The following is a 26,690-nucleotide window of genomic DNA, read 5'->3' on the forward strand; positions in this document are numbered from 1 at the left end:
TAACCTGACGGGAGAGAAAAGATGCTTGTTGCTGCCGGACAATTTGCCGTAACGCCGGACTGGACGAGAAACGCGCAGACCTGCGTGAGCATGATGCGTCAGGCCGCGGAGCGGGGGGCTGCGCTTCTGGTTCTCCCGGAAGCGCTGCTGGCGCGAGACGATAATGATGCGGACTTATCGGTTAAATCCGCCCAGCGCCTTGATGGCGGCTTTCTACGGCTCTTGCTGGCAGAGAGCGAAAACAGCGCGTTGACGACGGTGCTGACCTTGCATATACCTTCCGGCGAAGGACGGGCAGCGAATACGCTGGTGGCGCTACGTCAGGGCAAGATTATTGCGCAATATCAGAAACTGCATCTGTATGATGCTTTCAATATTCAGGAATCCCGGCGGGTCGATGCCGGGCGGCAGATTCCGCCGCTTATCGAGGTCGATGGGATGCGCGTCGGGCTGATGACCTGCTACGATTTACGTTTCCCTGAGCTGGCGCTGTCGTTAGCGCTCAGCAGTGCGCAGCTCATCGTGTTGCCCGCCGCGTGGGTAAAAGGGCCGCTGAAGGAGCATCACTGGGCGACGCTATTGGCGGCGCGGGCCCTGGATACTACCTGTTATATTGTCGCCGCCGGGGAGTGCGGGATGCGTAATATCGGCCAGAGTCGTATTGTCGATCCCTTAGGAACCACGCTTGCCGGGGCAGGAGAGCGGCCGCAGTTGATTTTTGCCGAACTTTCAGCTGATTATATTCAGCAGGTACGCGAGCGTCTGCCGGTGTTGCAGAATCGCCGCTTTGCGCCACCGCAATTATTATGACGTTTTTTTAAACAAGGCTTGATTCACCTTGTTACAGATTGCTATTGTGTCCGCGCGTCAAATAGCCGTTAATTGTATGCGTGTATGATGGCGTATTCGCAGCTTGTATTAGAGAAGAAGGTTAGCTATGGGTGAGATTAGTATTACCAAACTGCTGGTAGTCGCAGCGCTGATTATCCTGGTGTTTGGTACCAAAAAGTTACGCACGCTGGGTGGAGACCTGGGCTCGGCTATCAAAGGCTTTAAAAAAGCCATGAACGATGACGATGACAGTGCGAAAAAGACCAGTGCTGAAGAAGCGCCGGCACAGAAGCTCTCTCATAAAGAGTAATTCGCGACGAGTTTCCTGAACGAGGGGGCTCGCTACCGACGGGGATAAACCGCGTCGGCAAAGAGGCTGCAGCGATAGCGCTGCGGCCTCTTTTTGTTATTGGCACTGGGTTTTGATGAAAAAGATGCAACCAACTGTTACCGGGGGGGAATTTTAGCGGGTAACGAAACGCATCGGCAGAACGGACCGCTGCGCTAAAAATATAACGCCGCGGTCGAGGCAGAGATTACTTCACTTCCATGCCTTTGGCCTGTAGATCGGCATGATAGGAGGAACGAACGAACGGCCCGCAGGCAGCATGGGTAAAGCCCATGGCCATCGCTTCGGCTTTCATCTCTTCGAACTCATCCGGGCTGACGTAGCGCTGTACCGGCAGGTGGTGGCGGCTCGGCTGTAAATACTGGCCTAACGTCAGCATGGTGACGCCGTGACGGCGCAGATCGCGCATCACTTCTACGATTTCAGCATTGGTTTCGCCTAACCCCACCATCAGGCCCGATTTCGTCGGGATCTCCGGGTGGGCTTCTTTAAAACGTTCCAGCAGCTTCAGGGACCAGTTGTAATCGGCCCCCGGGCGGACCTGGCGATACAGGCGCGGCACGTTTTCCAGGTTATGGTTAAACACGTCCGGCGGCGTCGCCTGAAGGATTTCCAGCGCACGATCCATACGGCCGCGGAAGTCCGGCACCAGGGTTTCAATTTTAATCGTCGGGCTTTTTTCGCGAATCGCGCTGATGCAGTCGGCAAAGTGCTGAGCGCCGCCATCGCGCAGATCGTCGCGATCCACGGAAGTCACCACCACATAGCGCAGCGCCATATCCGCGATGGTTTGCGCCAACTTTTGCGGTTCGTTGGCGTCCGGCGTCACCGGGCGACCGTGGGCAACATCGCAGAACGGGCAACGACGGGTACAGATGGCGCCCAGGATCATAAAGGTTGCCGTTCCGTGGTTAAAACATTCCGCGAGGTTAGGGCAAGAGGCTTCTTCGCACACGGAGTGCAGGCCGTTCTTACGCATCGCTGCCTTGATCCCCTGGATACGGGACGAGTCAGCCGGAAGTTTGATTTTCATCCATTCCGGTTTTCTGAGCAGAGCTTCACGCTCAGTTGCCACGTTTTTCACCGGGATAAGGGCCATTTTATCGGCATCGCGGTATTTTACACCGCGTTCCATCACAATGGGTTTACTCATAGCGTGCGTGTTCCAGTTGCGAGTGACGAAGGAAAGCGAATCAATTCAAGTAAATGTTGCATTTATCAACTATTTTTGAATTAAACGCAGGCAGTATATCATTGATACGGGGCATAAAGCAGCCTGCTGGCTGGGCAAATTGTAAAATAGTTGTTGTTTTAGGCTTTTCCCTCTCGTGCCTTATCGGCTAAAAAGCCTGACGAATCGTCTCTACGATCTCTTTCAGTAAGGGCTCCTGCACGCTGAGCTTGTTATAGTGGAGCGCAATATCAATTTTTTCTTCCCGCAGCGGCGGAAAATCGAGCACTTTTAAGGGCCAAATCTTCTCGACCAGGGAAAACATCCCGGAAGTAATTAGACCCAGCATGTCGCTGTCGTTGACCAGGGCTGCCTGGGTTAACAGATTGTAGCTACTGAAACCATAGCGGCGTTCGCCGAGATGCTCCTCCAGGTGACGCAGAATTGTCGTATAGCGCTGCCCTTCGGGCTGCAGGAGAGCGAATTCATATTGGCTCAGGTTTGCTGAGTTTGCGGGGAGCGCGAGGGCCGGATGCCCTGCCCGGCAGAAGATATGTACGCTATCCTGAAATAGCACATGGTGCGCAATCGCCTGCCCGCTGTGGGGGAAACTGTCGATCAGCAGGTCAACCTGACGCTGGTTTAACTGGCTGGCCGCGTCGGTAATGGCGACGTTGTGCAGCAAAATCTGGGGAAAGACGCTCCGCAGCTTTTTGGTGATAACCGGCATGATCAGCGCGCCGATAGCCGGAGAGGTGGCAACGGTTATCACCCGTTCCCGCTGCGTATTGCCGGTTAAATCCAGGGCGTTGAGAAACGCCTCCATCCCCTGACTGATATGTTTATGCAGATGCGTGGCGTAGGCCGTTGGCGTCACGCCCTGGCCCTTGCGAATAAAGAGCGGGTCAGGGAAGAGGGCACGCAGTTTGTTCAGGGACTGACTAATCGCCGACGGCGTGATATTCAGTATTTTTGCCGCGTTAACGATACCTTTATGGACGTAAACCGCTTCAAAAATAGTGAGTAAATTGAGGTCTATGTTGCGCAAAATGCGAAACATCTGCCGATCGTAGCGATCGTCAACTCGTTCAGTTGGTACGCTCTGAGCGTTATTTTCTTCCACTCTGTATTTCCGCTAGTGATGATTAGCACCATTATAGCGGTCACAATTATTTTATTAGTGATAATTGATTGCAAAAATAAAGGCTTAATCGCGCCTGAGGGATAAATGTGACGTCCCGCGGTAGCGGGACGTGATGGCTAGCGGCCTTGAAGATATTCCGCAGGTGGATCGTTGAGCAACGCCAGCAGATTGGCGGCCAGGCGTGGAGACACGGTCTCCGTACGGGCATCGGGCAGCCACTGGTGCATCTGGGTCATCTCCATTCCGGCATAACCGCAGGGGTTAATCCTGAGGAACGGTGACAGATCCATGTTGATATTCAGCGCCAGGCCGTGGAATGAGCAACCTTTGCGGATGCGCAAACCCAGGGAGCAGATTTTTCGATCGCCCACGTAAACGCCGGGAGCGTCTGCTCGCGGGTGCGATTCAATACCGTACTCCGCGAGGGTATTCACAACGGTTTGCTCTAACAGCGTAACCAGCTCACGTACGCCCAGCTTGCGCCGTTTCAGGTTCAGCAGAACGTACATCACCTGCTGTCCGGGACCATGATAGGTGACCTGTCCGCCGCGATCGCTCTGAATAACCGGGATCTCGCCGGGAACCAGGACATGTTCGGCCTTTCCTGCCTGACCCTGTGTGAACACCGGGTAATGCTCTACCAGCCAGATTTCATCCAGGGTGGCATCGTTGCGGGTGTCGGTAAATTCATGCATTGCCTGCGAGACAGGTTCGTAAGGTTGCAGGCCGAGCTGGCGGATGAGGATTTTATTGTGCTGCAAAACAACGTCTCCGCAGAGAGAGAATGATTTGAGTGGGAAAGTATATCACAGCGAGAAAGCGAGAATGACCCGGCGTGGATGCCGGGTCAGGGGAAGAGATTTACAGCACCATTCGTACGATTTCAATATTACCCAGCTCTTCGTAGAGGGTTTCTACCTGCTCAATGTGGGTTGCATTGATGGTGATAGAGACTGAGTGGTAGTTGCCTTTGCTGCTGGGTTTTACCGTGGGAGAGTAATCACCTGGTGCATGGCGCTGTACCACTTCAACCACCTGGTCAACCAGCTCCGGCAACGCCTGTCCCATTACTTTGTAAGTAAATGGAGTAGGGAATTCAAGCAGTTCGTTAAGTTTGGTTTTCATGTCAGCTCCGGTGTTACAACAAAAAATAATAACTCCCACGACGTGTGGGAGTTATCAGGATAACTAGTATATGGGGATCTAAATCACACTTTCAAGTGGTCGATTTTTAACCAAACCAGTGATGGAACATTAATTTAATGTAATCAATGATTTTACCGAAGAAATTGCCTTCCGGGATTTCCTGCAGCACGACCAGCGGGCGCTGATCGATCGTTTTGCCATCCAGCTGGAAGTTAATGGTGCCTACCACCTGATTTTTCTGCAGCGGCGCGTGCAGCTCCGCGTTATTCAGCACGTAGCTGGCTTTCAGATCTTTCATGCGACCGCGCGGGATAGTCAGATAAACGTCTTTATCCACGCCGAGCGAGGCGCGATCGGTATCGCCAAACCAGGCAGGTTCTGAAGCGAACTCTTTACCGGCTTTAATCGGATTAACGGTTTCAAAGAAGCGGAAGCCCCAGGTCAGCAGCTTTTTGCTTTCAGACTCGCGGCCTTTGTAGGTGCGGCCGCCCATCACGGCGGAGATCAGGCGCATCTGGCCTTCGGTTGCCGACGCCACGAGGTTATAGCCCGCTTTGTCAGTGTGGCCGGTTTTAATCCCGTCAACGTTCAGGCTGTTATCCCACAGCAGCCCGTTGCGGTTGAGCTGACGAATACCGTTGAAGGTAAACTCTTTTTCTTTATAGATGGTGTATTCATTCGGGACATCGCGGATCAGCGCCTGGCCGATAAGCGCCATGTCGCGCGCGGAGCTAAACTGACCATCGGCATCCAGGCCGTGTACGGTCTGGAAGTGGGTGTTTTTCAGGCCGAGGGCGTTCACGTAGTTGTTCATCAGGCTGACGAAGGCATCCTGGCTGCCGGCGACGTAGTCGGCCATCGCCACGCAGGCGTCGTTGCCGGACTGCAGGTTGATGCCGCGGATCAGCTGCGAAACCGGCACTTGCATACCCGGTTTAAGGAACATCAGCGAGGAGCCTTTAAAGACCGGGTTGCCGGTCGCCCACGCGTCGTTACCCACGGTGACCAGATCGGACTCTTTAAACTTGCCCGCTTTCATGGCCTGGCCAATCACATAGCTGGTCATCATTTTGGTCAGGCTCGCCGGGTCGCGGCGGGAGTCGGCGTTGTTTTCTGCCAGGACTTTGCCTGAATTGTAATCGATAAGAATCCAGGATTCGGCGTCAATCTGCGGGGCGCCTGGGATCATCGTTTTGATATTCAGGTCATCGGCGCGGGCAGCGGAGGACAGCGCTGCCACGGAGAGCGCAGTAACGAGTAAGCGAGTGGTAAAAGAGGTCTTCATGGTCTGAACAACGGCATCCGTGATGGAGTTAAAAAAAGTGCCTTACTATAACAAACGCACTACAAACCAGCATCCGACATTGCGCACGACTTTGTTAATGACTTTGTCATGCGCAACGAGCGGGGGACGCGGGTGCGATGCCTTTAGTTGGCGCGAGTAATAAATGACTGCAGCTGAGCTTCGCTTTGCAGACGCTGTTGAATCGTGCTGGCCTGCGCTTTGCTGCTGAATGGGCCGAGCTGAATACGCCATACCGCGCCGTTTTGCGTGACGCGGCCCGGGACGGAAAATTGCTGACTCAGACGCTGCTGGTACTGCTGCGCGCGGGCCTGGTCGCTGACGGCGCCGACCTGTACGACGAAATCGCCGCTGGCGCTGGTCGCTGCGACAGGCGCTGCGGCAGCGGTGGCGGCTACGGCGGGCGCAACGCTGCCTTGTACTGAACCCGGGGCGGTAACCGGCGCGCTTTGAACGACAGGCTCGCTGCCTTCCAGCACGCCATTATTCAGCGGCGTCGGCGCGCCGAGGAAACCGCCGCTGTTGACCGGCGCGCCGGTAGTGTCTTCCGGCTTCAGCGTTGAATTACTGATGGCGTGCACGTCAGTTTGCGCGGGTTGACTCATTGCCGCGCCGCTGTCGCCGTCAAGATTCGGGCGGGCGGGCAGCGCGTAGGTCTGTTTGGCCACGGTGGTACAGGCCATACCCGGACCGGAAAGCGAGCCGTCCGGTGCGACGACGATTGGGTCGATGCGCACTTTGGTATTGTTCGAGGTATTCAGACGATCGGCTGAGGCGCGGGACAGTGAAATCACGCGATCGTTACCGTAAGGCCCGCGATCGTTGATGCGCACGACGATCATGCGGCCGTTCGCCAGGTTGGTGATCCGCGCGTAGCTTGGGATCGGCAGCGTAGGATGGGCCGCGGTAAGCTGCGTGGGATCGAACGCTTCTCCCGATGCGGTCAGATTGCTGTTAGGCTCGGCGTCATAGATGGCTGCGAAGCCTGCCTGGGTGAAGTTAGACGGATCCTGGACGATTTTGTAGCTTTTGCCGTCGCGTTCATAATCCTGATTCGCCGTGGCGTTAGGCGTTTCGTACTGCGGATCGGCGCCGCTAATCTCCACCGTTGGGCCATTGCAAACGGCCGGCTGTGGAGTGCTGACCGTTTTCTGTTGAACGTCTTCACTCGAACATGCCGCCAGCAGCCCTGCTGCTATGCAGATCCCCAGCCATTGCTTACGCATCGCGAACCCCTTACACGCTTTTCGACAACATTTTTCTGTGAGTATGGATCGACATGACGATACCAAACCCGGCCATCAATACGATTAGGGCAGAGCCCCCGTAGCTGACCAGCGGCAAAGGTACCCCCACCACTGGTAAAATACCACTTACCATACCAATATTTACGAAGACATAAACGAATAAAATCAACATTAAACCACCGGCCATCACCCGGCCAAAGGTGGTTTGCGCCTGGGCGGCAATCCACAACCCGCGCATAATCAGCAGAATATAGAGCGCCAGCAGAATCAGCACGCCGATCAGCCCCAGCTCTTCCGCCAGGACGGCAAAGATAAAGTCGGTATGGCGCTCAGGCAGAAACTCCAGCTGCGACTGGGTTCCGTGCAGCCAGCCTTTCCCGCGCAGTCCGCCGGAGCCGATGGCGATTTTTGACTGAATAATGTGGTAACCCGCGCCGAGCGGATCGGTTTCCGGGTCGAGCAGCATCATTACGCGCTGGCGCTGATAATCATGCATCAGGAAGAACCAGAGGATGGGAATAAAGGCGGCGACCAGCACCACGGCAATACCAATCAGACGCCAGCTCAGGCCAGACAGAAAGAGGACAAACAGACCGGACAGGGCGACCAGAATCGAGGTCCCGAGGTCAGGCTGCGCGGCGACCAGCAGCGTAGGCAGGAAAATCAGCACCAGCGCGATAGCGGTATTTTTCAGCGATGGCGGGCAAACATCGCGGTTGATAAAGCGCGCCACCATCAGCGGTACGGCTATTTTAGCGATTTCCGACGGCTGGAAACGGACGATGCCGAGATCCAGCCAGCGCTGCGCCCCTTTGGAGATGGCGCCGAAGGCGTCAACCGCCACCAGCAGGATAATACAAAAGATATAGAGATAAGGCGCCCAGCCTTCATAGACCCGCGGCGGGATTTGCGCCATAACGATCATGATAACAATCCCCATGGCAATCTGGCCGATTTTGCGCTCCATCATGCCCATGTCCTGACCGCTGGCGCTCCAGATCACCAGCGCGCTGTAGGTCAGCAGCGCCAGCAGGATAAGCAGCATGGTGGGGTCGAGGTGGATTTTATCCCATAGCGATTTTTTGTTTGGATTATCAGTCATTATTGATCCTCCCCAGCCGTTACCGCCGGGTTTTCACTCGGCAGATTGGTGTTGTTATCACCCAGCATTATATGATCGAGAATCTGACGCATAATGGTACCGACTGCCGGACCTGCGCCGCCGTTCTCAAGGATAATCGCCACGGCAACCTGGGGGTTGTTGTAAGGGGCAAACGCCGTCATCAGTTTATGGTCACGCAGGCGTTCAGCGATTCTGTGCGCGTTATAGGTTTCATTGGCTTTCAGGCCGAAGACCTGTGCGGTACCCGATTTGGCCGCAATTTTATACGGCGCGCTGGCGAAGTATTTATGCGCGGTACCGTTGCCGCGGTTGGCTACGCCAAACATCCCGTCTTTGGCGATTTCCCAAAAACCGGAGTGAATATCGCCGACCGGCGGTTCATGCGGCTGAACCCACGGCACCGGTTTGCCGTCCTCCACCGTGCTCTGCAGCAGGTGCGGTACTTTAACCACGCCGTCGTTAATCAGGATCATCAGCGCCTTGTTCATCTGGATAGGCGTCGCCGTCCAGTAGCCCTGTCCGATGCCGACCGGGATAGTATCGCCCTGGTACCATGGTTTCTTGAAGCGCTTGAGCTTCCATTCGCGGGTCGGCATATTGCCGGAGCGCTCTTCCGCCAGGTCAACGCCGGTATAGTGGCCATAGCCGAATTTGCCCATCCACTCCGACAGGCGATCGATGCCCATGTCGTAGGCGACCTGGTAGAAGTAGGTGTCGGCCGACTCCTCCAGCGCTTTGGTGACGTTCAGATGGCCGTGGCCCCACTTTTTCCAGTCGCGGTAGCGTTTATCCGAACCGGGAAGCTGCCACCAGCCGGGGTCAAACAGGCTGGTGTTGCGGGTAATAACCCCGGCGCTGAGCGCCGAGACGGCCACGTATGGCTTAACCGTCGACGCCGGTGGGTAAACGCCCTGAGTCGCGCGGTTAACCAGCGGCGTATTGGGATCGTTGAGGAGTCCGGAGTAGTCTTTGCTGGAAATACCGTCAACGAACAGGTTGGGATCGTAGCTTGGCGTCGAGACCAGCGCGAGGATTGCGCCGGTACGCGGGTCGGTGACCACGACCGCCGCGCGGCTGCCGGCCAGCAGCGTTTCAATATACTGCTGTAGCTTCAGGTCGAGCGTTAAATAGATATCGCGCCCGGCCTGCGGCGGGACCTCTTTCAGCTGGCGAATCACGCGGCCGCGGTTGTTCACTTCAACCTCTTCATAGCCGGTTTGCCCGTGCAGGACATCTTCGTAATAGCGCTCGATGCCCAGCTTGCCGATATCGTGCGTGGAGGCGTAGTTAGCCAGCTTCCCCTCTTTATCCAGGCGATCGACGTCTTTATCGTTAATTTTAGAGACGTAGCCGATAACGTGGGTCAGGGCGGAGTTATAGGGATAGTAGCGGCGCTTATAGCCTTTGACTTCCACGCCGGGAAAACGGTACTGGTTTACCGCGAAACGGGCAACCTGCACTTCGCTGAGGTTAACTTTCACTGGAATAGAGGTAAAGCGGTGCGAGCGGGCGCGCTCTTTTTTAAAGTTCGCCACATCGTCATCGGTGAGGTCGATAACATCGCGCAGCGCATCCAGCGTTTGCTGAACGTTGTCGACCTTCTCCGGCATCATCTCCAGCTGGTAAATCGTACGGTTGAGCGCCAGCGGCGTGCCGTTGCGATCGTAGATAATGCCGCGGCTCGGCGGAATCGGGACCAGCTTGATGCGGTTTTCGTTTGAACGCGTTTGATAGTCGGTATAACGAACAATTTGCACGTTATAAAGGTTGGCGATCAGTACGCCGGTAAGCAGCAAAATCCCCAAAAAAGCGACCAGCGCCCGGCGCACGAACAGCGAGGCTTCAGCCGTATAGTCGCGGAAAGAATTCTGTAATTTCATTCGCTGCTTAGTCTACCCTGGTCATCATTACTCACGGTGGTAAGGGTGGTTGGTGGTAATGCTCCACGCCCGATACAGACTCTCGGCCACCAGTACGCGAACCAGCGGGTGAGGTAGGGTGAGCGTTGAGAGCGACCAACTTTGTTCTGCCGCCGCTTTGCAGGCGGGTGAAAGGCCTTCCGGGCCGCCGATAAGCAGGCTAACGTCGCGGCCATCCTGTTTCCAGCGTTCCAGTTCGCGCGCCAGCTGCGGCGTATCCCACGGTTTCCCCGGAATATCCAGGGTGACGATGCGGTTTTTGCCTGCAGCCGCCAGCATCATTTCACCTTCTTTTTCGAGAATGCGCTTGATGTCGGCGTTTTTGCCGCGTTTACCGGCGGGAATTTCCACCAGTTCGAACGGCATATCCTTTGGAAAACGGCGCAGATATTCGCTAAAGCCGGTCTGAACCCAGTCCGGCATTTTGGTGCCAACGGCTACCAGGTACAGCTTCACGCGCTAACTCCAGAGTTTTTCCAGCTCGTACAGACGACGGCTCTCTTCCTGCATGACGTGAACCATAACGTCGCCGAGATCGACCACGATCCAGTCCGCGGCGGCTTCGCCTTCAACGCCCAGCGGCAGCATCCCGGCGGCGCGAGACTCCTGCACAACGTGGTCGGCAATGGACATAACATGGCGCGTGGAAGTGCCTGTGCAGATAACCATGCAATCTGTAATGCTGGATTTGCCATGAACGTCAATGGCTACGATGTCCTGACCTTTCAGGTCATCAATTTTGTCGATAACAAAATCCTGGAGTGCTTTACCCTGCAAGAGTTCCCCCTGGGTGTGTGAAGAGTGATAACAATAAACAGCCTGACAGTATACCCGAACTGTTGGCAAAGTCGGGATAAATGTCGATAAACGGGCGGTGAAGGCGGCTATCATCCCATCCATCGCCGATGATTGCATCGCCATTTTTGTAAAACAATTTCTGCAAAGTTCAAATGGCGGATGCAGCCTGGCTGCGGAGAATAACAGCCTGCTTTGCACTGTCAATGGTCTGCGCGCAATTCTTCTTCCGCCAGCCAAACGGCCTGGCTATTTAGTACGCGCAGCGTGGTGAAATCAGGCTGGAGATCGACAAGGCTCCACGCGCCATGCTCGATGGGGAAGTGCCACATCGCCGAATCCGGCATATTCAGAAGTTGCGCGACTAAGAGGCTAAGCACGCCCTGATGACCGACGATAAGCAGATGGTCAAGTTCCCGAAACTGAGAGAGGGTGACGGTAAAGCCGCGAACGCGTTCGGCAAACGCCTGGAAGCTCTCCCCGTTGGTGGGCGCCGCGTGCTGCCAGTCTGCGCACCATGCGGCGTAGTTTTCGGCATCTTCCTGCTGTAAATCGCGGTGGTGGCGCATTTCCCAGTCGCCGAAGAACATTTCATTGAGCGCGGCGAAGGACTGGAGGGGGACGTTACGGTCGCCCAGCAGGAGGCTGGCCGTGCGCTGGGTGCGTTCAAGCTCACTGCAAAACGCGCGCTGAAACGGGACGGCCTGCAGCCGCTTTCCCAGCGTTTGCGCTTGTCTGGTTCCGCGCTCGGTTAACGCAGTGGGCGCGTGCCCGCTATAGAGGCCCGCGACGTTGGCCTCGGTTTCGCCATGACGAACTAACCATAACTTCATGATGACCCTCTCGAAAGGAGTCTATGAGACTGTCCTTGTGGCAAGGCTAGCAGTAGAGCTTCTGCTCATGGATATAGTCGAGTACGGTTTCCGGCAGCATGTCCGCACAGGATTCGCCGGATTCAAGACGCTGGCGAATCAGGGTGGCTGAGATATCAAACCACGGCGTTTCGGCCAGGTAGATAACGCCCGCCGGGCTGCTATGCATCCGCTCGACGTCATGAGTGAGATGTTTGTCCAGCCACTGCTGATCCTGCTCGCACGCCATGGTCAGCGGATAGCCCGGGCGCCGGCAAACGATCAGATGCACGTTATCAAGAATGCTTTCATAGTCGTGCCAGGTGGTAAAGGTGAGCAGCGAATCCTGGCCAATAATAAACGCCAGCGACCGTTTTGGCCCTTGCTCCTGGCGCCACTCGCGCAGGGTTTGCGCGGAGTATGACGGTGTGTCGCGCTTGAGTTCGCGATCGTCGAGGATAAACAGCGGCTTATCCGCGATGGCCAGCTCCAGCATATGCCTGCGTTGGTCGCTGGTGGCTTCGGGCTGCGGGCGGTGCGGCGGCACGTTGTTGGGCACAATGGTGACTTGATTAAGGCCAATCTGGTTGGCCAGAATTTCCACCGGTTTAAGGTGACCATAATGCACCGGATCGAAGGTGCCGCCGTACATTGCCAGTAACTGAGTCATATCAACCATCAATAAAAACGTCTGCCAGCGCTTTATGGCAGAGCAATAAAGAGAGACTTTCCAGCTCGGGCCATACGGAGTGCCCGTAATCCTGCTTGAAGGTGAGTTCGGCACGGGTCAGCAACGTGACGGCCTGGCGCAGCTGGTCGGCGCTGAGGCGGGCCAGCGCATCGCTAACCAGCTGGCGGCGGTTCTGCCACACGCGATGTTTGTCAAACAGCGAACGCAGCGGCGTATGGGCCGACTGCCGCTTCAGGTTGACCAGCAGCAGCAGCTCGCGCTGTAGGGTGCGCAGCAGGATGGCGGGCTCGCTGCCTTCCAGACGCAGCTGTTGCAGAACGTGGAGTACGCGCTTACTTTTTCCGGCCAGCAGCGCATCAACCCAGTGATAGGGGGTGAAATGCGCGGCATCATTCACCGCCTGCTCAACCCGCGGCAGCGTCAGTTTACCGTCCGGCCACAGCAGCGACAGACGCTCCAGAGCCTGCGCCAGCGCCAGCAGATTACCTTCATAGCAGTAGCACAGCAGCTGACTGGCCGCGTCATCAAGCTGCAGATTATTCAGCTTTGCGCGCGCGGCGAGCCAGCGCGGCAGCTGGGCATATTCCGGCGTCTGGCAGCTTACCTGCACCGCCCGGCTGGTTAGCGCCGTCATCCATGCGGCGTTCTCCTGCGCTTTCGTCAGCTTATTACCGCGAACGATGAGCAATAAATCGTCATGCAGCATGCCGACAAGCGTCGCGAGCTGTTCGTTAATTGCCGCATTAGGGCCATTATCGGGCAGGATGAGCAGCAGCGTCTGGCGGCTGGAAAACAGGCTCATGGCCTGACTTAACGAGAAGAGGGCAGGCCAGTCGGTACTGGCATCAATGGTAGCGGTGTGATGTTCGATAAAGCCCTGGGCGGCAGCGGCTTCGCGGATGGCGTCCTGGCTTTCCTGCAACAGCAGCGGATCGTTGCCAAGCAGCAGATAGGCCGCGCGCAGTCCTTCAGTGAGCTGCGCGCGGAGCTGTTCCGGGTACAACCGAATCATCAGTTACCCAGCGTGGTGGAGACGCGATTGCCGGAGGTTGAAGCGGCTGGGGTCGTCGTGACCGGCTTCTCATCCTCTTTGGTGGCTTCGACATCCGCAACGTGTACGCTCGGCAGCTTACGGATCAGCTGCTCCGCGGCTTTGTCGTACATTTCCTGAACGATCATGTCCTGCTCGGCATCTTTCGCTAACGCCGCCTGCGGGTTATCGAAGAACGAGCGGTAGACTTTGGTCGTGATGGGATAGATATCATGGCCTGGGATCAGGACGCTGGCATTTACCGTCATCACCATCTGATATTCCGCAGTACGGCCGTCCTGGAAAATAGATGCTGTATCTTTCTGAATGGACGATGTCTCCAGACGCAGGGAAGGAATATCCTTGCGCAGGGTACTGCTATCGACCAGTTCAACGCCGTTCAGACGCAGCTGATTACGGACAGCACGACTTAATGGTCCATTGGGATCGCCCGACTGGAAGATCATGGTTTTCATTGCGGTCGGAACCTGCGTAGTGCTACGCAGGTGCCAGCCGCAACCGGCGGTGATTAACACCGCCAAAGATAACAACAATGTTGCCAGATATCGCACGCTTCCTCCTGCGCTTAGCCAACGACCAGATTGAGCAGTTTACCCGGAACGTAGATCACTTTACGTACGGTCACACCGTCGAGATATTTCGCGACCAGATGCTCCTGACCCGCGCGCTCACGAACCTGCTCTTCAGTTGCATCCACCGCAACGGTAATTTTACCACGAACTTTACCATTTACCTGGACCACGACCAGAGTCGTGTCTTCAACCATTGCGCTTTCATCAGCGACCGGCCACGGCGTGTTGTCAATATCGCCTTCGCCGCCCAGCTCCTGCCACAGGGTAAAGCTGGCGTGCGGGGTGAACGGGTTGAGCATGCGAACCACGGCCAGCAGGGCCTCACGCATCAGCGCGCGATCCTGATCGTTTTCCTGCGGCGCTTTCGCCAGCTTGTTCATCAGCTCCATAATCGCCGCAATCGCGGTGTTGAAGGTCTGACGACGGCCGATATCATCGGTCACTTTCGCGATGGTTTTGTGCACGTCGCGACGCAGCGCTTTTTGATCTTCGCTGAGGCTGGTAACGTCCAGCGCAGGGGCTTCACCCAGGGTTGTGTGTTCGTAAACCAGTTTCCAGACGCGTTTCAGGAAGCGGTTTGCACCTTCCACGCCGGATTCCTGCCACTCCAGCGTCATGTCGGCCGGAGAAGCGAACATCATAAACAGGCGCACGGTGTCCGCGCCGTAGCGTTCCACCATCTCCTGCGGGTCGATGCCGTTGTTTTTCGACTTGGACATCTTGCTCATGCCGGTATAGACCAGCTCGCGACCCTGCGGATCGAAGGCTTTAACGATACGCCCTTTCTCGTCGCGCTCGGTGGTCGCCTCTTTCGGAGAGACCCAGTTACGCTCGCCGTTTTCGCCAACATAGTAGAAGGCATCTGCCAGCACCATGCCCTGGCAGAGCAGCTGTTTAGCCGGTTCGTCAGAGTTCACCATGCCCGCGTCGCGCATCAGCTTGTGGAAGAAGCGGAAATAGAGCAGGTGCATAATGGCGTGTTCGATACCGCCGATATAGATATCGACCGGCAGCCAGTAGTTGGCCGCTTCGGGGTCGAGCATACCCTGATCGTACTGCGGGCAGGTGTAGCGCGCGTAGTACCAGGAAGACTCCATAAAGGTGTCAAACGTATCGGTTTCGCGCAGCGCCGGCTGGCCGTTAACGGTGGTTTTCGCCCACTCAGGATCGGCTTTGATTGGGCTGGTGATGCCGTCCATCACGACGTCTTCCGGCAGAATAACCGGCAGCTGATCTTCCGGCGTCGGCATCACGGTACCGTCTTCAAGGGTCACCATTGGGATCGGCGCACCCCAGTAGCGCTGACGGGAAACGCCCCAGTCGCGCAGACGGTAGTTCACTTTACGTTCGCCGACGCCAAGAGACGCGAGCTTATCAGCGATGGCATTAAAGCCAGCTTCGTGATCCAGACCGTCGAATTCGCCGGAGTTGAACAGCACGCCTTTTTCGGTCAGCGCCTGTTCGGAGAGATCGGGTTCGGAGCCATCAGCGGCCAGGATGACCGGCTTGATGTTGAGACCGTACTTGCTGGCAAACTCGTAGTCGCGCTGATCGTGACCCGGAACGGCCATCACCGCGCCGGTGCCGTACTCCATCAGCACAAAGTTTGCCGCCCATACCGGGATCGCTTCGCCGGTCAGCGGGTGAATCGCTTTGTAGCCGGTATCGACGCCTTTTTTCTCCATGGTTGCCATTTCGGCTTCGGCAACTTTGGTATTACGGCATTCGTCGATAAACGTCGCCAGCGCGGGGTTATTGGCTGCTGCCTGCTGCGCCAGCGGGTGACCCGCAGCGACGGCCAGGTAGGTACAGCCCATAAAGGTGTCCGGGCGGGTGGTGTAGACGGTCAGCTTGTCGGCGTAGTCGTTAACGTCGAAGGAGATTTCGACGCCTTCGGAGCGGCCAATCCAGTTGCGCTGCATGGTTTTAACGGTATCAGGCCAGTGATCCAGGTTATCCAGATCGTTCAGCAGCTCGTCAGCGTAGGCGGTGATTTTGATAAACCACTGCGGGATCTCTTTACGCTCAACTTTCGTGTCGCAGCGCCAGCAGCAGCCGTCGATAACCTGTTCATTCGCCAGAACGGTCTGATCGTTCGGGCACCAGTTTACCGCGGAGGTTTTTTTATAGACCAGCCCCTTTTTATACAGCTCGGTGAAGAACTTCTGCTCCCAGCGGTAGTATTCCGGGGTGCAGGTTGCCACTTCACGGCTCCAGTCATAGCCGAAACCCAGCTTTTTCAGCTGGTTTTTCATGTAGGCGATATTGTCGTAGGTCCACGGGGCCGGCGCGGTATTGTTTTTCACCGCGGCACCTTCCGCAGGCAGACCAAACGCATCCCAGCCGATAGGCTGCAGGACATTTTTGCCCAACATACGCTGGTAACGGGAAATCACGTCGCCGATGGTGTAGTTGCGCACGTGGCCCATGTGTAGTCGACCAGAAGGATAGGGAAGCATCGACAGGCAGTAATACTTCTCTTTGCTCTCGTCTTCGGTAACTTCAAAGGTACGCTTCTCGTCCCAGTGTTGCTGGACTTTTGATTCTATCTCTTCCGGGCGGTATTGCTCTTGCATGGCAGCCAGTGGTCCTGTTTTCAATACAGCTACAAAATGTAGCCAATGGATGTGTTATTTCAGATCGGCATAGCATAGCCCAAACGCCAACGTCAAAACAGCCTTTCACACACTTACAGAGATGAAAGCGGTGGAGAATATTTCGCGACTCTGTGGGTTGGCTGGCAGAGCAATCCGCAGATAACGTCTACCATAAGAAGAAGTTAACCACACCGGAGGCGAAAAGATGAACAAGGTTGCTCAATTCTACCGAGAGCTGGTGTCGACGCTCAGCGAGCGGTTACGCAATGGAGAACGCGATATTGATGCGCTGGTGGAGCAGGCCAGGGTCAGGATTAGCCAGTCCGGCGAGTTAACGCAGAGCGAAATCGAGAATGTGATCCGCGCTGTCAGACGCGATCTGGAAGAGTTCGCGCTCAGTTATGAAGAGAGTCAGGATGAGCTGACTGATAGCGTCTTTATGCGGGTGATCAAAGAGAGCCTGTGGCAGGAGCTGGCGGATATTACCGATAAAACTCAGCTTGAGTGGCGCGAGGTGTTCCAGGATCTCAGCCACCACGGCGTCTATCACAGCGGCGAAGTCGTGGGGCTCGGCAATCTGGTGTGTGAGAAGTGCCATTACCATCTGCCGGTTTATACGCCGGATGTGCTACCGCGTTGTCCAAAATGCGGGCACGATCAGTTCCAGCGCCGGCCATTCGAGCCGTAAATACATGAGAGATATTTGCGGAGCCTTTACACTGGCGTTAAGCCAGCCCGAGGGCCAATATAAAGCGCGTTAATATATTGGCCTTCCTTTTAAAGGGCAGGCTAACCCTTTCATCTGTATGCGTAAAAATGCTGGTGCCGAAGCACCAGCATTAACTTTCTTTTAAAAAAAGACGCGCATTTTCAATGATAACTTCATGTTATTTGATGGTGTTAATGGTCGCGCTCTTAAACTGCTGAGTGCCGCCCATTTCACTGGCGTATTTATGTGAGGAATTTAAAACCAGATTGGTCGTGGTAATCGTGCCTTTGCCACAGGTTGCCCACCCCAGGAAACCGCAGCGGTATCCTCCGTTAACCACTTTATTAACTGACATGGTTAAAGTGCCGCCAGCTCCTATGTGAGAACGGTTAGTAATATTACCGTGATTTTGTGTATCCAGCGTCATATTTGATGAGCTTAAAATTTCGCCTTCATTATAAAACTCATGATAGGTTTTAATGCCAACATTATCCTTACCAACAATAGCCCCATAGTTGTGGGTGACATAGTTATCAATAGCTATCGTATCGGCCCCCATATAACCTTCATTTTTAAGCCAGTAGCTTTTTGTCGTCAGCGTATCAGTCGCTTCCATAAAGCTACCTTTGGTTAACGCCAGAGTACCATTGGTTTTTACGGTCACGTTGCCGCCGGAGGTGGTACCCGCGTTGGTAATTTCCCCGGATGTTATCTGGTCATTTATTTTCGCCTGAACCAGCAGAGTATCGTAGCCAAAAATATTGCCAGTGACTTTAAGCGTGTCTCCTCCGAAGGTGACCGTTGTGTTTTTACCTCTGGTCGAGCCTCCGTTTTCAATGTTACCGGCGGCAGTGACTGTCAACTGATTATCTGATAGTAAATTGGAACCATATGTCGTTTTCAGGTTACCGTTAGTCATTACGCTCAATGTGGAGGCCGCTTTGAATTTACCCGTGTTTTCGATATTTCCGGATGCGTTGACTAATAAATTTCCTGTGCTGGAAATGGTTCCACTATTGCTTATCGAACTGAGGCTGTTCAGTAAGGCGATATTATTCGAGGATATATTTCCCGTATTTTTAAAATTGCCTGCAGAGAATACCTGAGTCATCATACCATTACTGGCGATAGAGCCTTCGTTGGTGAGTGAACCTAAGCTAGTCAAGGAGAGGCCAGAGTTAGCAACAATCGCGCCTTTATTTCGTACGCCAAAACCTAAATTATTGCCAACCATGGTAATGCTATTGGCTTTGATGCCGCCCAGATTACTAATGTCGATACTGTATTCAGGGAATAAGGTCTGCAGCGCCGTCGCAGATTTACCAGCCGGGGTCATTGCACCTGAGCCGTTATCAAAGGTAAAGTTTCCAGCGCCTACTATCGCGTTCTTCGCATTAACCGCACCGTTAATGGCTATTGCATCGGCGAGGAGAACAGCGTAGCTATTGCTGGCATTCATTCCGTTTTTTTCGATGGACAGTTTACCACCGGTAACGTTATAGCTGGCGATAGCGCCAGTATCGGAAAGTGTCACTTTCCCTGTCGTTAAAACCGCCTTATTGGTGTTGATGAAGCTACAACCTGAGCAGGAAATACCATTGGGGTTAGCAATAACAACATCAGCTCTTTGACCCGCCACTTCAATAAAACCGTTCAGCGAGCTTGCACGGTTTGAGGTGACTTCATTAAGAATAACAGAAGCGCTACCGTTAGTAAGATTGTTATTTTTCGCAATATTGCCCAACGTCGCGTGGGTGAGATCGCTGGCGCTATTGTTAAGAACGACGCCATTACTATTAACATTAAACTCACGATACATATTATGTGAGACACCGGCGGCATTGGGTTTTTCAATATCAATAACCTTGGCGCCTGATAGATGGGTATAACTATTCGGGTCGGCATAAACAAAGCTTGAGCTTAAAGCTGCTGCTAGTGCAACATAGGATAATTTGAATTTAAACATTTAACTGATTCCTTTAAAAATAAAAAAATTAACCGGTTATTTGAAAAAATGACTTTAATACCTCCATTGTAAAGAAAATCCCATGCTGACAGGATCGGTATGAAAACCGTTTGGTTTTGCCAGCGGCGTTCCTATGAATAAATCATACTGAGTGGCAATGATGCTTCCGCGCACTCCGGCAGTGGCGCCAGAGATGACTTTGCCATTTCCGTACTGCTCGGTTCCTGTAATGCGTCCAACGTCTATGCCTAAGTACAGCTGTCGTTCCGGGGCGGGCATATCCCAGATGAAATCATTGCGCCAGTACCAGCCTTGATTTCCTGAAAGGGTTCTTTCACCGTCAAAACCTCGTACCGTCCAACGATTGCCTATATTAAATTTATTATCTGCGGATAAGATATCGGGGCTAATTTGTATATTAATATGCGGAGCATAGCTGAATTTATCCCCCGTTGATTCAAACTTCATTAAGGCTTGAAGGTCGGCATGAATAATGCGCGAAAGCTTACTGTACAGACCGGCTTTTTCCTCCGGAGTTGGCATTGAACTGAGCCAGGGAAGGCTACGCTGTACGCCCAGGCTGGCATCTACGATTGTATGGGCAAAATATCGCTGATGATGTGCCGTAATATCCCAGGCAGGATTCTGTTTGCGCATAACGTTCAGTTCGCTGCCACCAAAATAATAATGTGAGGTACTTTTTGCTATTCGCGCATCTATGGTTGTTTTTTGCTGGCGGGTGTGCGAAATTAGACGCGTTAAGGTTGCGCTGGCATAATCATTTTTGCTTTTATATTCAATGGTGGAGTATCTACCATTGAACTGCTGACGATATTCACTTTGTGAACCGTAAAGATTGAGTGACCAAAATCCAAAGGGAATAGAATAATAGAGGCTTTTATTCTGGTTGCCATCGTTATGTTGATTAAACTCGACATCGCCCCCCATGGATAAATAGAAAATGTCATTTAGCGTCGTCAGGTCATAAAGATAAAGCGCGCCACCGGCCTGGTAACGCCCGCTGCTACGGCTTCCTGCATCATCCAGCCATGCGCCTACTTGCCAGTTTCGTGCCAGATGCCGGGAGATTTGGATATCGCTTTCCGCATGGTTCTTACCCGGCATGATTTTCATCTGCGCCGATGAGCCGGGTAGACGTTGCAAGTTAGCCATCCCCTGTTCCAGTTCGGTTAGCTTCAGAATATCCCCTGTTTTAGCCGGTATGGCATTCCACAGGCTGGTTGTCGCGCTATTGCCCGAAGCCCAGCTGATATTACCGATATAGCCATAGCTCAACGTGATGCTCAGAATGCCATCATTCAGGGATTGTGAAGGTACATCAATAAGCGAAGTGATATATCCCCGGGCAATGAGTTCATTTTGCAAGGTTGTGGTGAGTAGACGTATGCCTTCAATACCCAGGCACTTTTTTTCTGCCTGGCGAGCGATATTACCTAGCAGACCGCGGGTCAACTTGTGGTCAGCAGAAATAATTTCAACATGGTTGATATATCGGCAGGTTGCTTCAAGTGGAAAGGCGAGTTTATATTTTTGCGATCCTGTACCTGATGCCGAATATTCCTGCTGTGCTGGTGCCAATGCGCTTTGCCGCGCCTTATCCTGTTCCACCTGATGGGTATTGCTAATCGATACATTCGCCAATGTCGATGCGGTTAACAGAATATAAAGATAAAGGGCGGTTATGAGACTTTTATTATTCACGAAGCAATATCCATTTGTTTCACTCGTCCGTTATAGCCTTGTCAAGAATGTTTAGCGTTAACTGAGTCGGGTTAACGAAGCCGGGTTCTCAATCTTAAGAATCTTAATTTTCTAAAATCAAAAAAAAGCCGCTGCCGGCGCTCAGCGTTGTTGTCAAATTCGCGCCATGTTATCTATGACAGATTATGTAATCCACGATGTAAAGAGTGAATTTTTGTTGAATTGAGCGTTTCAGGTCGTGAATTATTTGGCGTGAGGCTGGATATATTTATGACGCGTATTTGAGAGCGGCAAAGCTATTGCCATAACTATGGAGAGAGACAGGAGCGGGAAGAGATAAAAGGCGTGTACGGTACCGTACACGCCGGAAGATTAGTGCAGAATTTTGGCGAGGAAGTCTTTGGCGCGTTCAGATTGCGGGTTAGCAAAAAACGCTTCTTTATCGGCGTCTTCGACAATTTTTCCTTCATCCATAAAGATAACCCGGTTGGCTACCTTACGCGCAAAGCCCATTTCATGGGTGACCACCATCATGGTCATCCCTTCATTTGCCAGTTCAACCATAACGTCCAGCACTTCGTTAATCATCTCCGGATCCAGCGCGGAAGTGGGTTCATCAAACAGCATGGCGATAGGATCCATACACAGCGCGCGGGCGATGGCCACGCGCTGCTGTTGGCCGCCCGAGAGCTGGGCGGGGAATTTTTCGGCATGAGCGGAAAGCCCCACGCGTTCCAGCAGCTTAAGCCCTTTCGCCCGGGAGGCGGCTTTGTCGCGATTGAGCACCTTGACCTGCGCCAGGGTGAGGTTCTCGATAATCGATAAATGCGGGAACAGCTCAAAGTGCTGGAATACCATCCCGACGCGCGAACGCAGTTTGGCCAGGTTGGTCTTTTTATCGTTGACGGTGGTGCCGTCGACGATGATTTGACCTTGCTGAATGGGCTCCAGGCCGTTTACGGTTTTAATCAGCGTTGATTTACCCGAACCCGAAGGCCCGCAGACCACCACCACTTCGCCTTTTTTCACTTCCGTGGAGCAATCGGTCAGCACCTGAAAGTGACCATACCATTTTGAAACATTTTTCAGGGTAATCATTACACAGTCCTTTTCTTCAACCAGCTGACCAACAGCGATGCGCTGAGACTAAACACAAAATATACGGCGCCTGCGAACAGGATCATTTCTACCTGGGTTCCATCACGCTCGCCGATAGTTGAGGCGGTGCGGAAAAAGTCGGCCAGGCTCAGAACATAAACCAGCGAGGTATCCTGGAACAGGACGATGCCCTGCGTGAGCAGCAGCGGTACCATGGCGCGGAAGGCCTGCGGCAGAATCACCAGCTTCATGGATTGCCAGTGGGTCATGCCCAGCGCCAGCGCGGCGCTGGACTGGCCGCGCGAGATACTCTGAATGCCGGCACGGATAATTTCCGAGTAATAGGCCGCTTCAAACATGGAGAAGGCGATCATCGCTGAAATCAGGCGGATATCGGTTTTCGGCGACAGGCCAAGCACGTTCTGCAGAAACCCCGGAACAATCAGATAAAACCACAGCAGTACCATCACCAGCGGAATGGAGCGGAAGACGTTAACGTAGGTTTTGGCAAACCACGCCAGCGGCAGGAAGCTCGACAGGCGCATGACGGCCAGAATCGTCCCCCAGACAATCCCGACAACAATCGCGGTCACGGTAATTTTTAAGGTAATCACCAGCCCTGCCAGCAGGTACGGCATGGAAGGAATAATGGAGCTCCAGTCAAAATCGTACATTATTTACCCCCCATATTGCCCGGCAGGCGGACTTTACGTTCGACCACGTACATGATCAGCATAATAACGGCGTTGATAAACACGTAGGCGAGGGTGATAGCGGTAAACGACTCCCAGGCATGGGCCGAGTAGTCCAGCAGCTTGCCCGCCTGCGCGGCCATATCGGCAAGACCAATGGTGGAAGCGATGGCCGAGTTTTTCACCAGGTTCATCATTTCAGAGGTCATTGGCGGCACGATAACGCGATAGGCATTAGGCAGCAGAACGTAACGGTAGGTTTGCGGGAGCGTTAGCCCCATCGCCAGCCCGGCGTTTTTCTGGCCGCGCGGCAGGGATTGAATACCGGAACGAACCTGCTCGCAGACGCGCGCGGCGGTAAACAATCCCAGACACAGCATCGAAGAAACGAAAAACTGAATATTCGGATCCAGCTCGGACTTAAACCACATGCCGAGGTTTTCCGGCAGCAGTTCAGGCACCACCAGATACCAGGTGAAAAACTGAACGATAAGCGGAACGTTACGAAAAAGTTCAACGTAGCAGGTGCCGATAGTCGACAGCAGACGGTTCGGGACCGTACGGAGAATACCGAAGAGCGAACCCACAAAGAACGCGATAATCCAGGCCGTTACCGACAGGGTGACGGTTATCTGAAAACCACTCCACAGCCAGCCTAAATAGGTGGTGTTGCCGAACGGGGCCTGTTGCAGGAATATCCCCCAGTTCCAGTCTATTGACATAAATGACTCCTGGAAAAAAAAGGGTAGCAGCGCTACCCTCGAAGATTATTGCTCAGCCTGTTTCGGTATTCGCGGCCGCTGGGGAACGACCAGCCGCCGTATAGTCTGTCCGCGCCGTGGCAACAATCGGGAGGGCAGGATTCCCCGCCCTTTGTTTTTTTAATTAGTTAAGAGCTTTGTCGTTAGGTGATTTGAACAGCGCTTTCATCTCGTCAGAGAGTTCAAAGTTCATATTCAGGTTCTTTGGCGGAATAGGATTTTTAAACCACTTATCGAACCATTTTTCGGCTTCACCGGAGGTCTGAACCTGGGCGACCGTCTCATCGACCAGCGTTTTGAACTGCGGGTCATCTTTGCGCAGCATGCAGCCGTAGGCTTCCTGAGACTGAGCGGTACCGACAATCTCCCAGTTATCCGGTTTCTTCGCTTTCGCACGTTCGCCCGCCAGCAGCGCGTCATCCATCATAAAGGCCACCGCGCGACCGCTCTCCAGAGTACGGAAAGAGTCACCGTGATCTTTTGCGCTGATAATACGCATATTCATTTTTTTCTCGTCGTTCAGCTTGTGCAGCAGAATTTCGGAGGTGGTGCCGGAGGTGACGACGACGGCTTTATCCTTCAGATCCGGGAAATCTTTAATCGCGCCACCTTTTTTCACCAGCAGACGAGTACCGACGACGAAGATTGTATCGGAGAAGGCCGCCTGTTTCTGGCGTTCAAGGTTGTTGGTGGTGGAGCCGCATTCGAAATCATACGTGCCGTTTTGCAGCAGCGGAATACGGTTTTGTGAGGTGACCGGGATCAGTTTGACCTGCAGATCCGGTTTGTTCAGCTTCTTCTTGATGGCATCAACGATCGCATTCGAATAGTCCTGAGAGTAGCCAACGACCTGCTGCTTGTTGTCATAGTAAGAGAACGGAACGGATGATTCACGGTGACCGACGACGATAACGCCGTTTTTGGCAATTTTATCCAGAGTGCTCTGACCTGCGGTGGATGCCGCATCTTCTGCATGCGCCACCCCAGCGGTGAGGCCCATGACCAGCATTGCTGCGGCCAGTTTACGTAATTGCATATCCGACTCCTTATCCTCAGCGCCGTCAGACGCTATTGATACCCATTGTGAATGTATGTGCTTTTTTATCGCTGCCGTCTTTGCGCGCAGCATTTGTATGTGTTTGTTAGCATTTAGTTTGGCTTAATGTAAAGATTTTGCTCTTATATTGTTGATTTTTGCGAAGCGCACCGCACCATTTAAAGGCAAAAATCCCCCATTGCACCAAAATGGCGCCGCCTGACGATCGATGGTGGTGCAACCGGGTTGTACCCCCGAGGATCGCGTTGCGACATGAATTTATTAAGCAATGGTCGTGCCAGAATGGATAAGAAGGGGAGATGACCGCGGCGACGAATGCCGCCGCGGGAGAAGTAATTATTGACGACGCTGGCGCAGGCTCATCAGCAGCGCAGCAAAGCCAAACAAGGCGGTTAACGCCCACAGCGGCCAGTTCCCCGTACGCGCGTACGGCGTCAGTCCTGCCGTTGGGGTCACTTTGGTGGTTAATACGGCGCGGGTGAACTGCGGGATCATCTCCTGTATTTCACCGCGTGGGCCGATGACCGCGGTAATGCCGTTATTGGTGCTGCGCAGCAGCGGACGGGCCAGCTCCAGCGCGCGCATTCGCGCCATCTGGAAGTGCTGCCACGGGCCGATAGATTTGCCGAACCATGCGTCATTCGAAATGGTTAACAGGAAATCCGTATCCGGGCGGAAGTTATCCCGAACCTGCTCGCCAAGAATGATTTCGTAGCAGATGGCCGCCGTCAGACGCATATTATGCGCCACCAGTTGCGGCTGCACGTACGGCCCGCGGCTGAAAGAGGACATTGGCAGGTCGAAGAACGGCGCCAGCGGACGCAGAATCGATTCCAGCGGCACAAACTCACCAAACGGCACCAGATGATTCTTGTTGTAGCGATTCTTTGAGTCGTAGCTGTACGGGTTATCTTTGCCCAGCGTAATAATGGTGTTGTACGTATCGTAGCGATTCCGCGCGTTCAGACGCGCATCGACGATGCCGGTGATCAGCGAGCTATTTTTCGACCGCATCAGGTCGTCCATCATGCTGAGGAAGCGCTGCTGGTTAATTTCCAGATCCGGAATCGCGGACTCCGGCCAGACGATCAGCTGCGATTTACCCATATGCGGCTGGGTGAGATCCAGATAGGTTTTCAGGGTGTTGAGTAGCTGATTCTGATCCCATTTCATCGCCTGGGGGATATTGCCCTGTACCAGCGAAACCGTGGTCGCGCGCGCCGGCAGCGGTTGATACCACTGAATGTAGCGAAGCGGGAAGGGCAGGGCGAACAGGACGAAGGCGGCGATCAGCGGCTTCCAGTTACGCTGCGCGATAGCCAATACCAGCAGGCCGCTAACGAGCATCAGCAGGAAGTTAATCGCCTCAACGCCCATCACGGGCGCCAGGCCTTTTAGCGGGCCGTCAATCTGACTGTAGCCGAACTGTAGCCACGGGAAGCCGGTGAGCACCCAGCCGCGCAGAAATTCGCTGATTTGCCACACCACCGGCGCGGCGATAGCCACGCGTATCCAGCTGGTTTTCGGCCACAGGCGCGAAAGAATGCCGGCAAATAATCCGGTATAGAGCGACAGATAGGCCGCCAGCAGAACCACCAGGAAAACGTTGACCGGACCGGGCATACCGCCGAACTGCGCGATGCTCACGTAGACCCAGTTAATACCGGAGCCGAATAGCCCTAATCCCCAGAAATAGCCAATCGCGGCGCTTTGCAGGGGACGTCGGTTGAGGGTTAAACCTTGCAGGCCAATTAACGAAATAATCGCTGCGGGCCAGAAGTCATAAGGTGAAAAAGCCAGCGTTCCGCTGGCTCCGAATAACAGCGCCAGCAGCAAACGTACGCGCTGGCGTTCAATAAGAGAGGCAAATACCATTTAGGTTAATCGTCCCGTTG

Annotated in this window: 25 protein-coding genes; 3 read left to right on the top strand and 22 right to left on the bottom strand. The window is 54.0% G+C overall.

Going from position 1 to position 26,690, the window contains the following annotated elements; all coding sequences use genetic code 11:
- Window positions 1-21: 21 nt before the first annotated feature.
- The gene (locus HMPREF1144_RS01050; protein ID WP_009651649.1) at window positions 22-810 is read left to right on the top strand and encodes a deaminated glutathione amidase; all 789 of its coding nucleotides are present in this window, start codon (window positions 22-24) and stop codon (window positions 808-810) included.
- 127 nt (window positions 811-937) lie between these two features.
- Complete coding sequence (tatE, locus tag HMPREF1144_RS01055; RefSeq protein WP_004130411.1) at window positions 938-1,141, top strand: twin-arginine translocase subunit TatE; 204 nt, start codon at window positions 938-940, stop codon at window positions 1,139-1,141.
- Between the two features lie 226 nt (window positions 1,142-1,367).
- Here tatE and lipA read toward each other — a convergent pair whose 3' ends face one another.
- The 15 genes from lipA to leuS all read right to left on the bottom strand — a co-directional run bounded on the left by lipA (window position 1,368) and on the right by leuS (window position 16,769).
- Window positions 1,368-2,333 carry a lipoyl synthase gene (gene lipA, locus HMPREF1144_RS01060; RefSeq protein ID WP_004848774.1) on the bottom strand — a complete coding sequence of 322 codons (966 nt, stop codon included), beginning with the start codon at window positions 2,331-2,333 and terminating at the stop codon, window positions 1,368-1,370.
- A 187-nt stretch (window positions 2,334-2,520) separates the two neighbouring features.
- A complete protein-coding gene (locus HMPREF1144_RS01065) occupies window positions 2,521-3,474 on the bottom strand; it encodes a YbeF family transcriptional regulator (RefSeq protein WP_004848777.1) in 954 nt (317 codons plus the stop codon).
- Window positions 3,475-3,611: 137 nt separating this feature from the next.
- Window positions 3,612-4,256 (bottom strand): lipoyl(octanoyl) transferase LipB, encoded by a 645-nt coding sequence (gene lipB, locus HMPREF1144_RS01070; protein ID WP_004848780.1) that lies wholly within the window; start codon window positions 4,254-4,256, stop codon window positions 3,612-3,614.
- Window positions 4,257-4,356: 100 nt separating this feature from the next.
- On the bottom strand, window positions 4,357-4,620 hold the full coding sequence (gene ybeD / locus HMPREF1144_RS01075) for a DUF493 family protein YbeD (protein WP_004100153.1): 264 nt from the start codon (window positions 4,618-4,620) through the stop codon (window positions 4,357-4,359).
- 106 nt (window positions 4,621-4,726) lie between these two features.
- Window positions 4,727-5,926: a D-alanyl-D-alanine carboxypeptidase DacA gene (gene dacA / locus HMPREF1144_RS01080; protein ID WP_004848782.1), complete on the bottom strand. Its 1,200-nt coding sequence runs from the start codon at window positions 5,924-5,926 to the stop codon at window positions 4,727-4,729.
- A gap of 143 nt (window positions 5,927-6,069) precedes the next feature.
- Complete coding sequence (rlpA, locus tag HMPREF1144_RS01085) at window positions 6,070-7,170, bottom strand: endolytic peptidoglycan transglycosylase RlpA (protein WP_004848784.1); 1,101 nt, start codon at window positions 7,168-7,170, stop codon at window positions 6,070-6,072.
- Window positions 7,171-7,180: 10 nt separating this feature from the next.
- Window positions 7,181-8,293, bottom strand: coding sequence for a peptidoglycan glycosyltransferase MrdB (gene mrdB, locus HMPREF1144_RS01090; RefSeq protein ID WP_004100156.1), 1,113 nt, complete (start codon window positions 8,291-8,293; stop codon window positions 7,181-7,183).
- Complete coding sequence (mrdA, locus tag HMPREF1144_RS01095; RefSeq protein ID WP_004848787.1) at window positions 8,293-10,194, bottom strand: peptidoglycan DD-transpeptidase MrdA; 1,902 nt, start codon at window positions 10,192-10,194, stop codon at window positions 8,293-8,295. The genes mrdB and mrdA overlap by 1 nt, the downstream gene beginning before the upstream one ends.
- 27 nt (window positions 10,195-10,221) lie before the next feature.
- The gene (gene rlmH, locus HMPREF1144_RS01100; protein WP_004848795.1) at window positions 10,222-10,689 is read right to left on the bottom strand and encodes a 23S rRNA (pseudouridine(1915)-N(3))-methyltransferase RlmH; all 468 of its coding nucleotides are present in this window, start codon (window positions 10,687-10,689) and stop codon (window positions 10,222-10,224) included.
- 3 nt (window positions 10,690-10,692) lie between these two features.
- Window positions 10,693-11,010, bottom strand: coding sequence for a ribosome silencing factor (rsfS, locus tag HMPREF1144_RS01105; protein ID WP_004100162.1), 318 nt, complete (start codon window positions 11,008-11,010; stop codon window positions 10,693-10,695).
- A 221-nt stretch (window positions 11,011-11,231) separates the two neighbouring features.
- The gene (locus tag HMPREF1144_RS01110) at window positions 11,232-11,861 is read right to left on the bottom strand and encodes an adenosylcobalamin/alpha-ribazole phosphatase (RefSeq protein ID WP_009651657.1); all 630 of its coding nucleotides are present in this window, start codon (window positions 11,859-11,861) and stop codon (window positions 11,232-11,234) included.
- Window positions 11,862-11,907: 46 nt separating this feature from the next.
- Window positions 11,908-12,558 (bottom strand): nicotinate-nucleotide adenylyltransferase, encoded by a 651-nt coding sequence (nadD, locus tag HMPREF1144_RS01115; protein WP_004848799.1) that lies wholly within the window; start codon window positions 12,556-12,558, stop codon window positions 11,908-11,910.
- On the bottom strand, window positions 12,551-13,582 hold the full coding sequence (holA, locus tag HMPREF1144_RS01120; RefSeq protein WP_042926764.1) for a DNA polymerase III subunit delta: 1,032 nt from the start codon (window positions 13,580-13,582) through the stop codon (window positions 12,551-12,553). Before holA ends, nadD begins: the two co-directional genes overlap by 8 nt.
- The gene (lptE, locus tag HMPREF1144_RS01125; protein ID WP_004130425.1) at window positions 13,582-14,172 is read right to left on the bottom strand and encodes an LPS assembly lipoprotein LptE; all 591 of its coding nucleotides are present in this window, start codon (window positions 14,170-14,172) and stop codon (window positions 13,582-13,584) included. Before lptE ends, holA begins: the two co-directional genes overlap by 1 nt.
- A 14-nt stretch (window positions 14,173-14,186) precedes the next feature.
- Complete coding sequence (gene leuS, locus HMPREF1144_RS01130; RefSeq protein ID WP_004848803.1) at window positions 14,187-16,769, bottom strand: leucine--tRNA ligase; 2,583 nt, start codon at window positions 16,767-16,769, stop codon at window positions 14,187-14,189.
- Between the two features lie 226 nt (window positions 16,770-16,995).
- Here leuS and HMPREF1144_RS01135 point away from each other — a divergent pair, with 226 nt between their 5' ends.
- A complete protein-coding gene (locus HMPREF1144_RS01135; protein WP_004848806.1) occupies window positions 16,996-17,478 on the top strand; it encodes a zinc ribbon-containing protein in 483 nt (160 codons plus the stop codon).
- 199 nt (window positions 17,479-17,677) lie between these two features.
- On the opposite strand, the gene HMPREF1144_RS01140 is transcribed toward HMPREF1144_RS01135, so the two are convergent.
- The 7 genes from HMPREF1144_RS01140 to lnt form a co-directional block, all read right to left on the bottom strand.
- Window positions 17,678-19,465: a filamentous hemagglutinin N-terminal domain-containing protein gene (locus HMPREF1144_RS01140; RefSeq protein WP_004848808.1), complete on the bottom strand. Its 1,788-nt coding sequence runs from the start codon at window positions 19,463-19,465 to the stop codon at window positions 17,678-17,680.
- Between the two features lie 54 nt (window positions 19,466-19,519).
- Window positions 19,520-21,187, bottom strand: coding sequence for a ShlB/FhaC/HecB family hemolysin secretion/activation protein (locus tag HMPREF1144_RS01145; protein WP_009651676.1), 1,668 nt, complete (start codon window positions 21,185-21,187; stop codon window positions 19,520-19,522).
- A 372-nt stretch (window positions 21,188-21,559) separates the two neighbouring features.
- Entirely contained in the window at window positions 21,560-22,285 is a 726-nt protein-coding gene (locus tag HMPREF1144_RS01150; RefSeq protein WP_004848813.1) for an amino acid ABC transporter ATP-binding protein, read from the bottom strand.
- Window positions 22,285-22,959, bottom strand: coding sequence for a glutamate/aspartate ABC transporter permease GltK (gltK, locus tag HMPREF1144_RS01155; RefSeq protein WP_004848815.1), 675 nt, complete (start codon window positions 22,957-22,959; stop codon window positions 22,285-22,287). The genes HMPREF1144_RS01150 and gltK overlap by 1 nt, the downstream gene beginning before the upstream one ends.
- Window positions 22,959-23,699 carry an amino acid ABC transporter permease gene (locus HMPREF1144_RS01160; RefSeq protein WP_004848818.1) on the bottom strand — a complete coding sequence of 247 codons (741 nt, stop codon included), beginning with the start codon at window positions 23,697-23,699 and terminating at the stop codon, window positions 22,959-22,961. Before HMPREF1144_RS01160 ends, gltK begins: the two co-directional genes overlap by 1 nt.
- Window positions 23,700-23,862: 163 nt before the next feature.
- Complete coding sequence (locus HMPREF1144_RS01165) at window positions 23,863-24,774, bottom strand: amino acid ABC transporter substrate-binding protein (protein ID WP_004848819.1); 912 nt, start codon at window positions 24,772-24,774, stop codon at window positions 23,863-23,865.
- Between the two features lie 357 nt (window positions 24,775-25,131).
- Complete coding sequence (gene lnt / locus HMPREF1144_RS01170; RefSeq protein ID WP_004848822.1) at window positions 25,132-26,670, bottom strand: apolipoprotein N-acyltransferase; 1,539 nt, start codon at window positions 26,668-26,670, stop codon at window positions 25,132-25,134.
- Window positions 26,671-26,690: the final 20 nt, after the last annotated feature.

This window comes from Klebsiella sp. OBRC7, assembly GCF_000293135.1.
GTDB lineage: Bacteria > Pseudomonadota > Gammaproteobacteria > Enterobacterales > Enterobacteriaceae > Klebsiella > Klebsiella michiganensis.

What these genes read in the sequence shown, in the direction of transcription:
- HMPREF1144_RS01050 (WP_009651649.1), top strand. Translation starts at nt 22, where the DNA reads ATGCTTGTTGCTGCCGGACAATTTGCCGTAACGCCGGACTGGACGAGA.
- tatE (WP_004130411.1), top strand. Translation starts at nt 938, where the DNA reads ATGGGTGAGATTAGTATTACCAAACTGCTGGTAGTCGCAGCGCTGATT.
- lipA (WP_004848774.1), bottom strand. Translation starts at nt 2,333, where the DNA reads ATGAGTAAACCCATTGTGATGGAACGCGGTGTAAAATACCGCGATGCC.
- ybeD (WP_004100153.1), bottom strand. Translation starts at nt 4,620, where the DNA reads ATGAAAACCAAACTTAACGAACTGCTTGAATTCCCTACTCCATTTACT.
- dacA (WP_004848782.1), bottom strand. Translation starts at nt 5,926, where the DNA reads ATGAAGACCTCTTTTACCACTCGCTTACTCGTTACTGCGCTCTCCGTG.
- rlpA (WP_004848784.1), bottom strand. Translation starts at nt 7,170, where the DNA reads ATGCGTAAGCAATGGCTGGGGATCTGCATAGCAGCAGGGCTGCTGGCG.
- mrdB (WP_004100156.1), bottom strand. Translation starts at nt 8,293, where the DNA reads ATGACTGATAATCCAAACAAAAAATCGCTATGGGATAAAATCCACCTC.
- mrdA (WP_004848787.1), bottom strand. Translation starts at nt 10,194, where the DNA reads ATGAAATTACAGAATTCTTTCCGCGACTATACGGCTGAAGCCTCGCTG.
- HMPREF1144_RS01110 (WP_009651657.1), bottom strand. Translation starts at nt 11,861, where the DNA reads ATGAAGTTATGGTTAGTTCGTCATGGCGAAACCGAGGCCAACGTCGCG.
- nadD (WP_004848799.1), bottom strand. Translation starts at nt 12,558, where the DNA reads ATGGTTGATATGACTCAGTTACTGGCAATGTACGGCGGCACCTTCGAT.
- holA (WP_042926764.1), bottom strand. Translation starts at nt 13,582, where the DNA reads ATGATTCGGTTGTACCCGGAACAGCTCCGCGCGCAGCTCACTGAAGGA.
- leuS (WP_004848803.1), bottom strand. Translation starts at nt 16,769, where the DNA reads ATGCAAGAGCAATACCGCCCGGAAGAGATAGAATCAAAAGTCCAGCAA.
- HMPREF1144_RS01135 (WP_004848806.1), top strand. Translation starts at nt 16,996, where the DNA reads ATGAACAAGGTTGCTCAATTCTACCGAGAGCTGGTGTCGACGCTCAGC.
- HMPREF1144_RS01140 (WP_004848808.1), bottom strand. Translation starts at nt 19,465, where the DNA reads ATGTTTAAATTCAAATTATCCTATGTTGCACTAGCAGCAGCTTTAAGC.
- HMPREF1144_RS01150 (WP_004848813.1), bottom strand. Translation starts at nt 22,285, where the DNA reads ATGATTACCCTGAAAAATGTTTCAAAATGGTATGGTCACTTTCAGGTG.
- gltK (WP_004848815.1), bottom strand. Translation starts at nt 22,959, where the DNA reads ATGTACGATTTTGACTGGAGCTCCATTATTCCTTCCATGCCGTACCTG.
- HMPREF1144_RS01160 (WP_004848818.1), bottom strand. Translation starts at nt 23,699, where the DNA reads ATGTCAATAGACTGGAACTGGGGGATATTCCTGCAACAGGCCCCGTTC.
- HMPREF1144_RS01165 (WP_004848819.1), bottom strand. Translation starts at nt 24,774, where the DNA reads ATGCAATTACGTAAACTGGCCGCAGCAATGCTGGTCATGGGCCTCACC.
- lnt (WP_004848822.1), bottom strand. Translation starts at nt 26,670, where the DNA reads ATGGTATTTGCCTCTCTTATTGAACGCCAGCGCGTACGTTTGCTGCTG.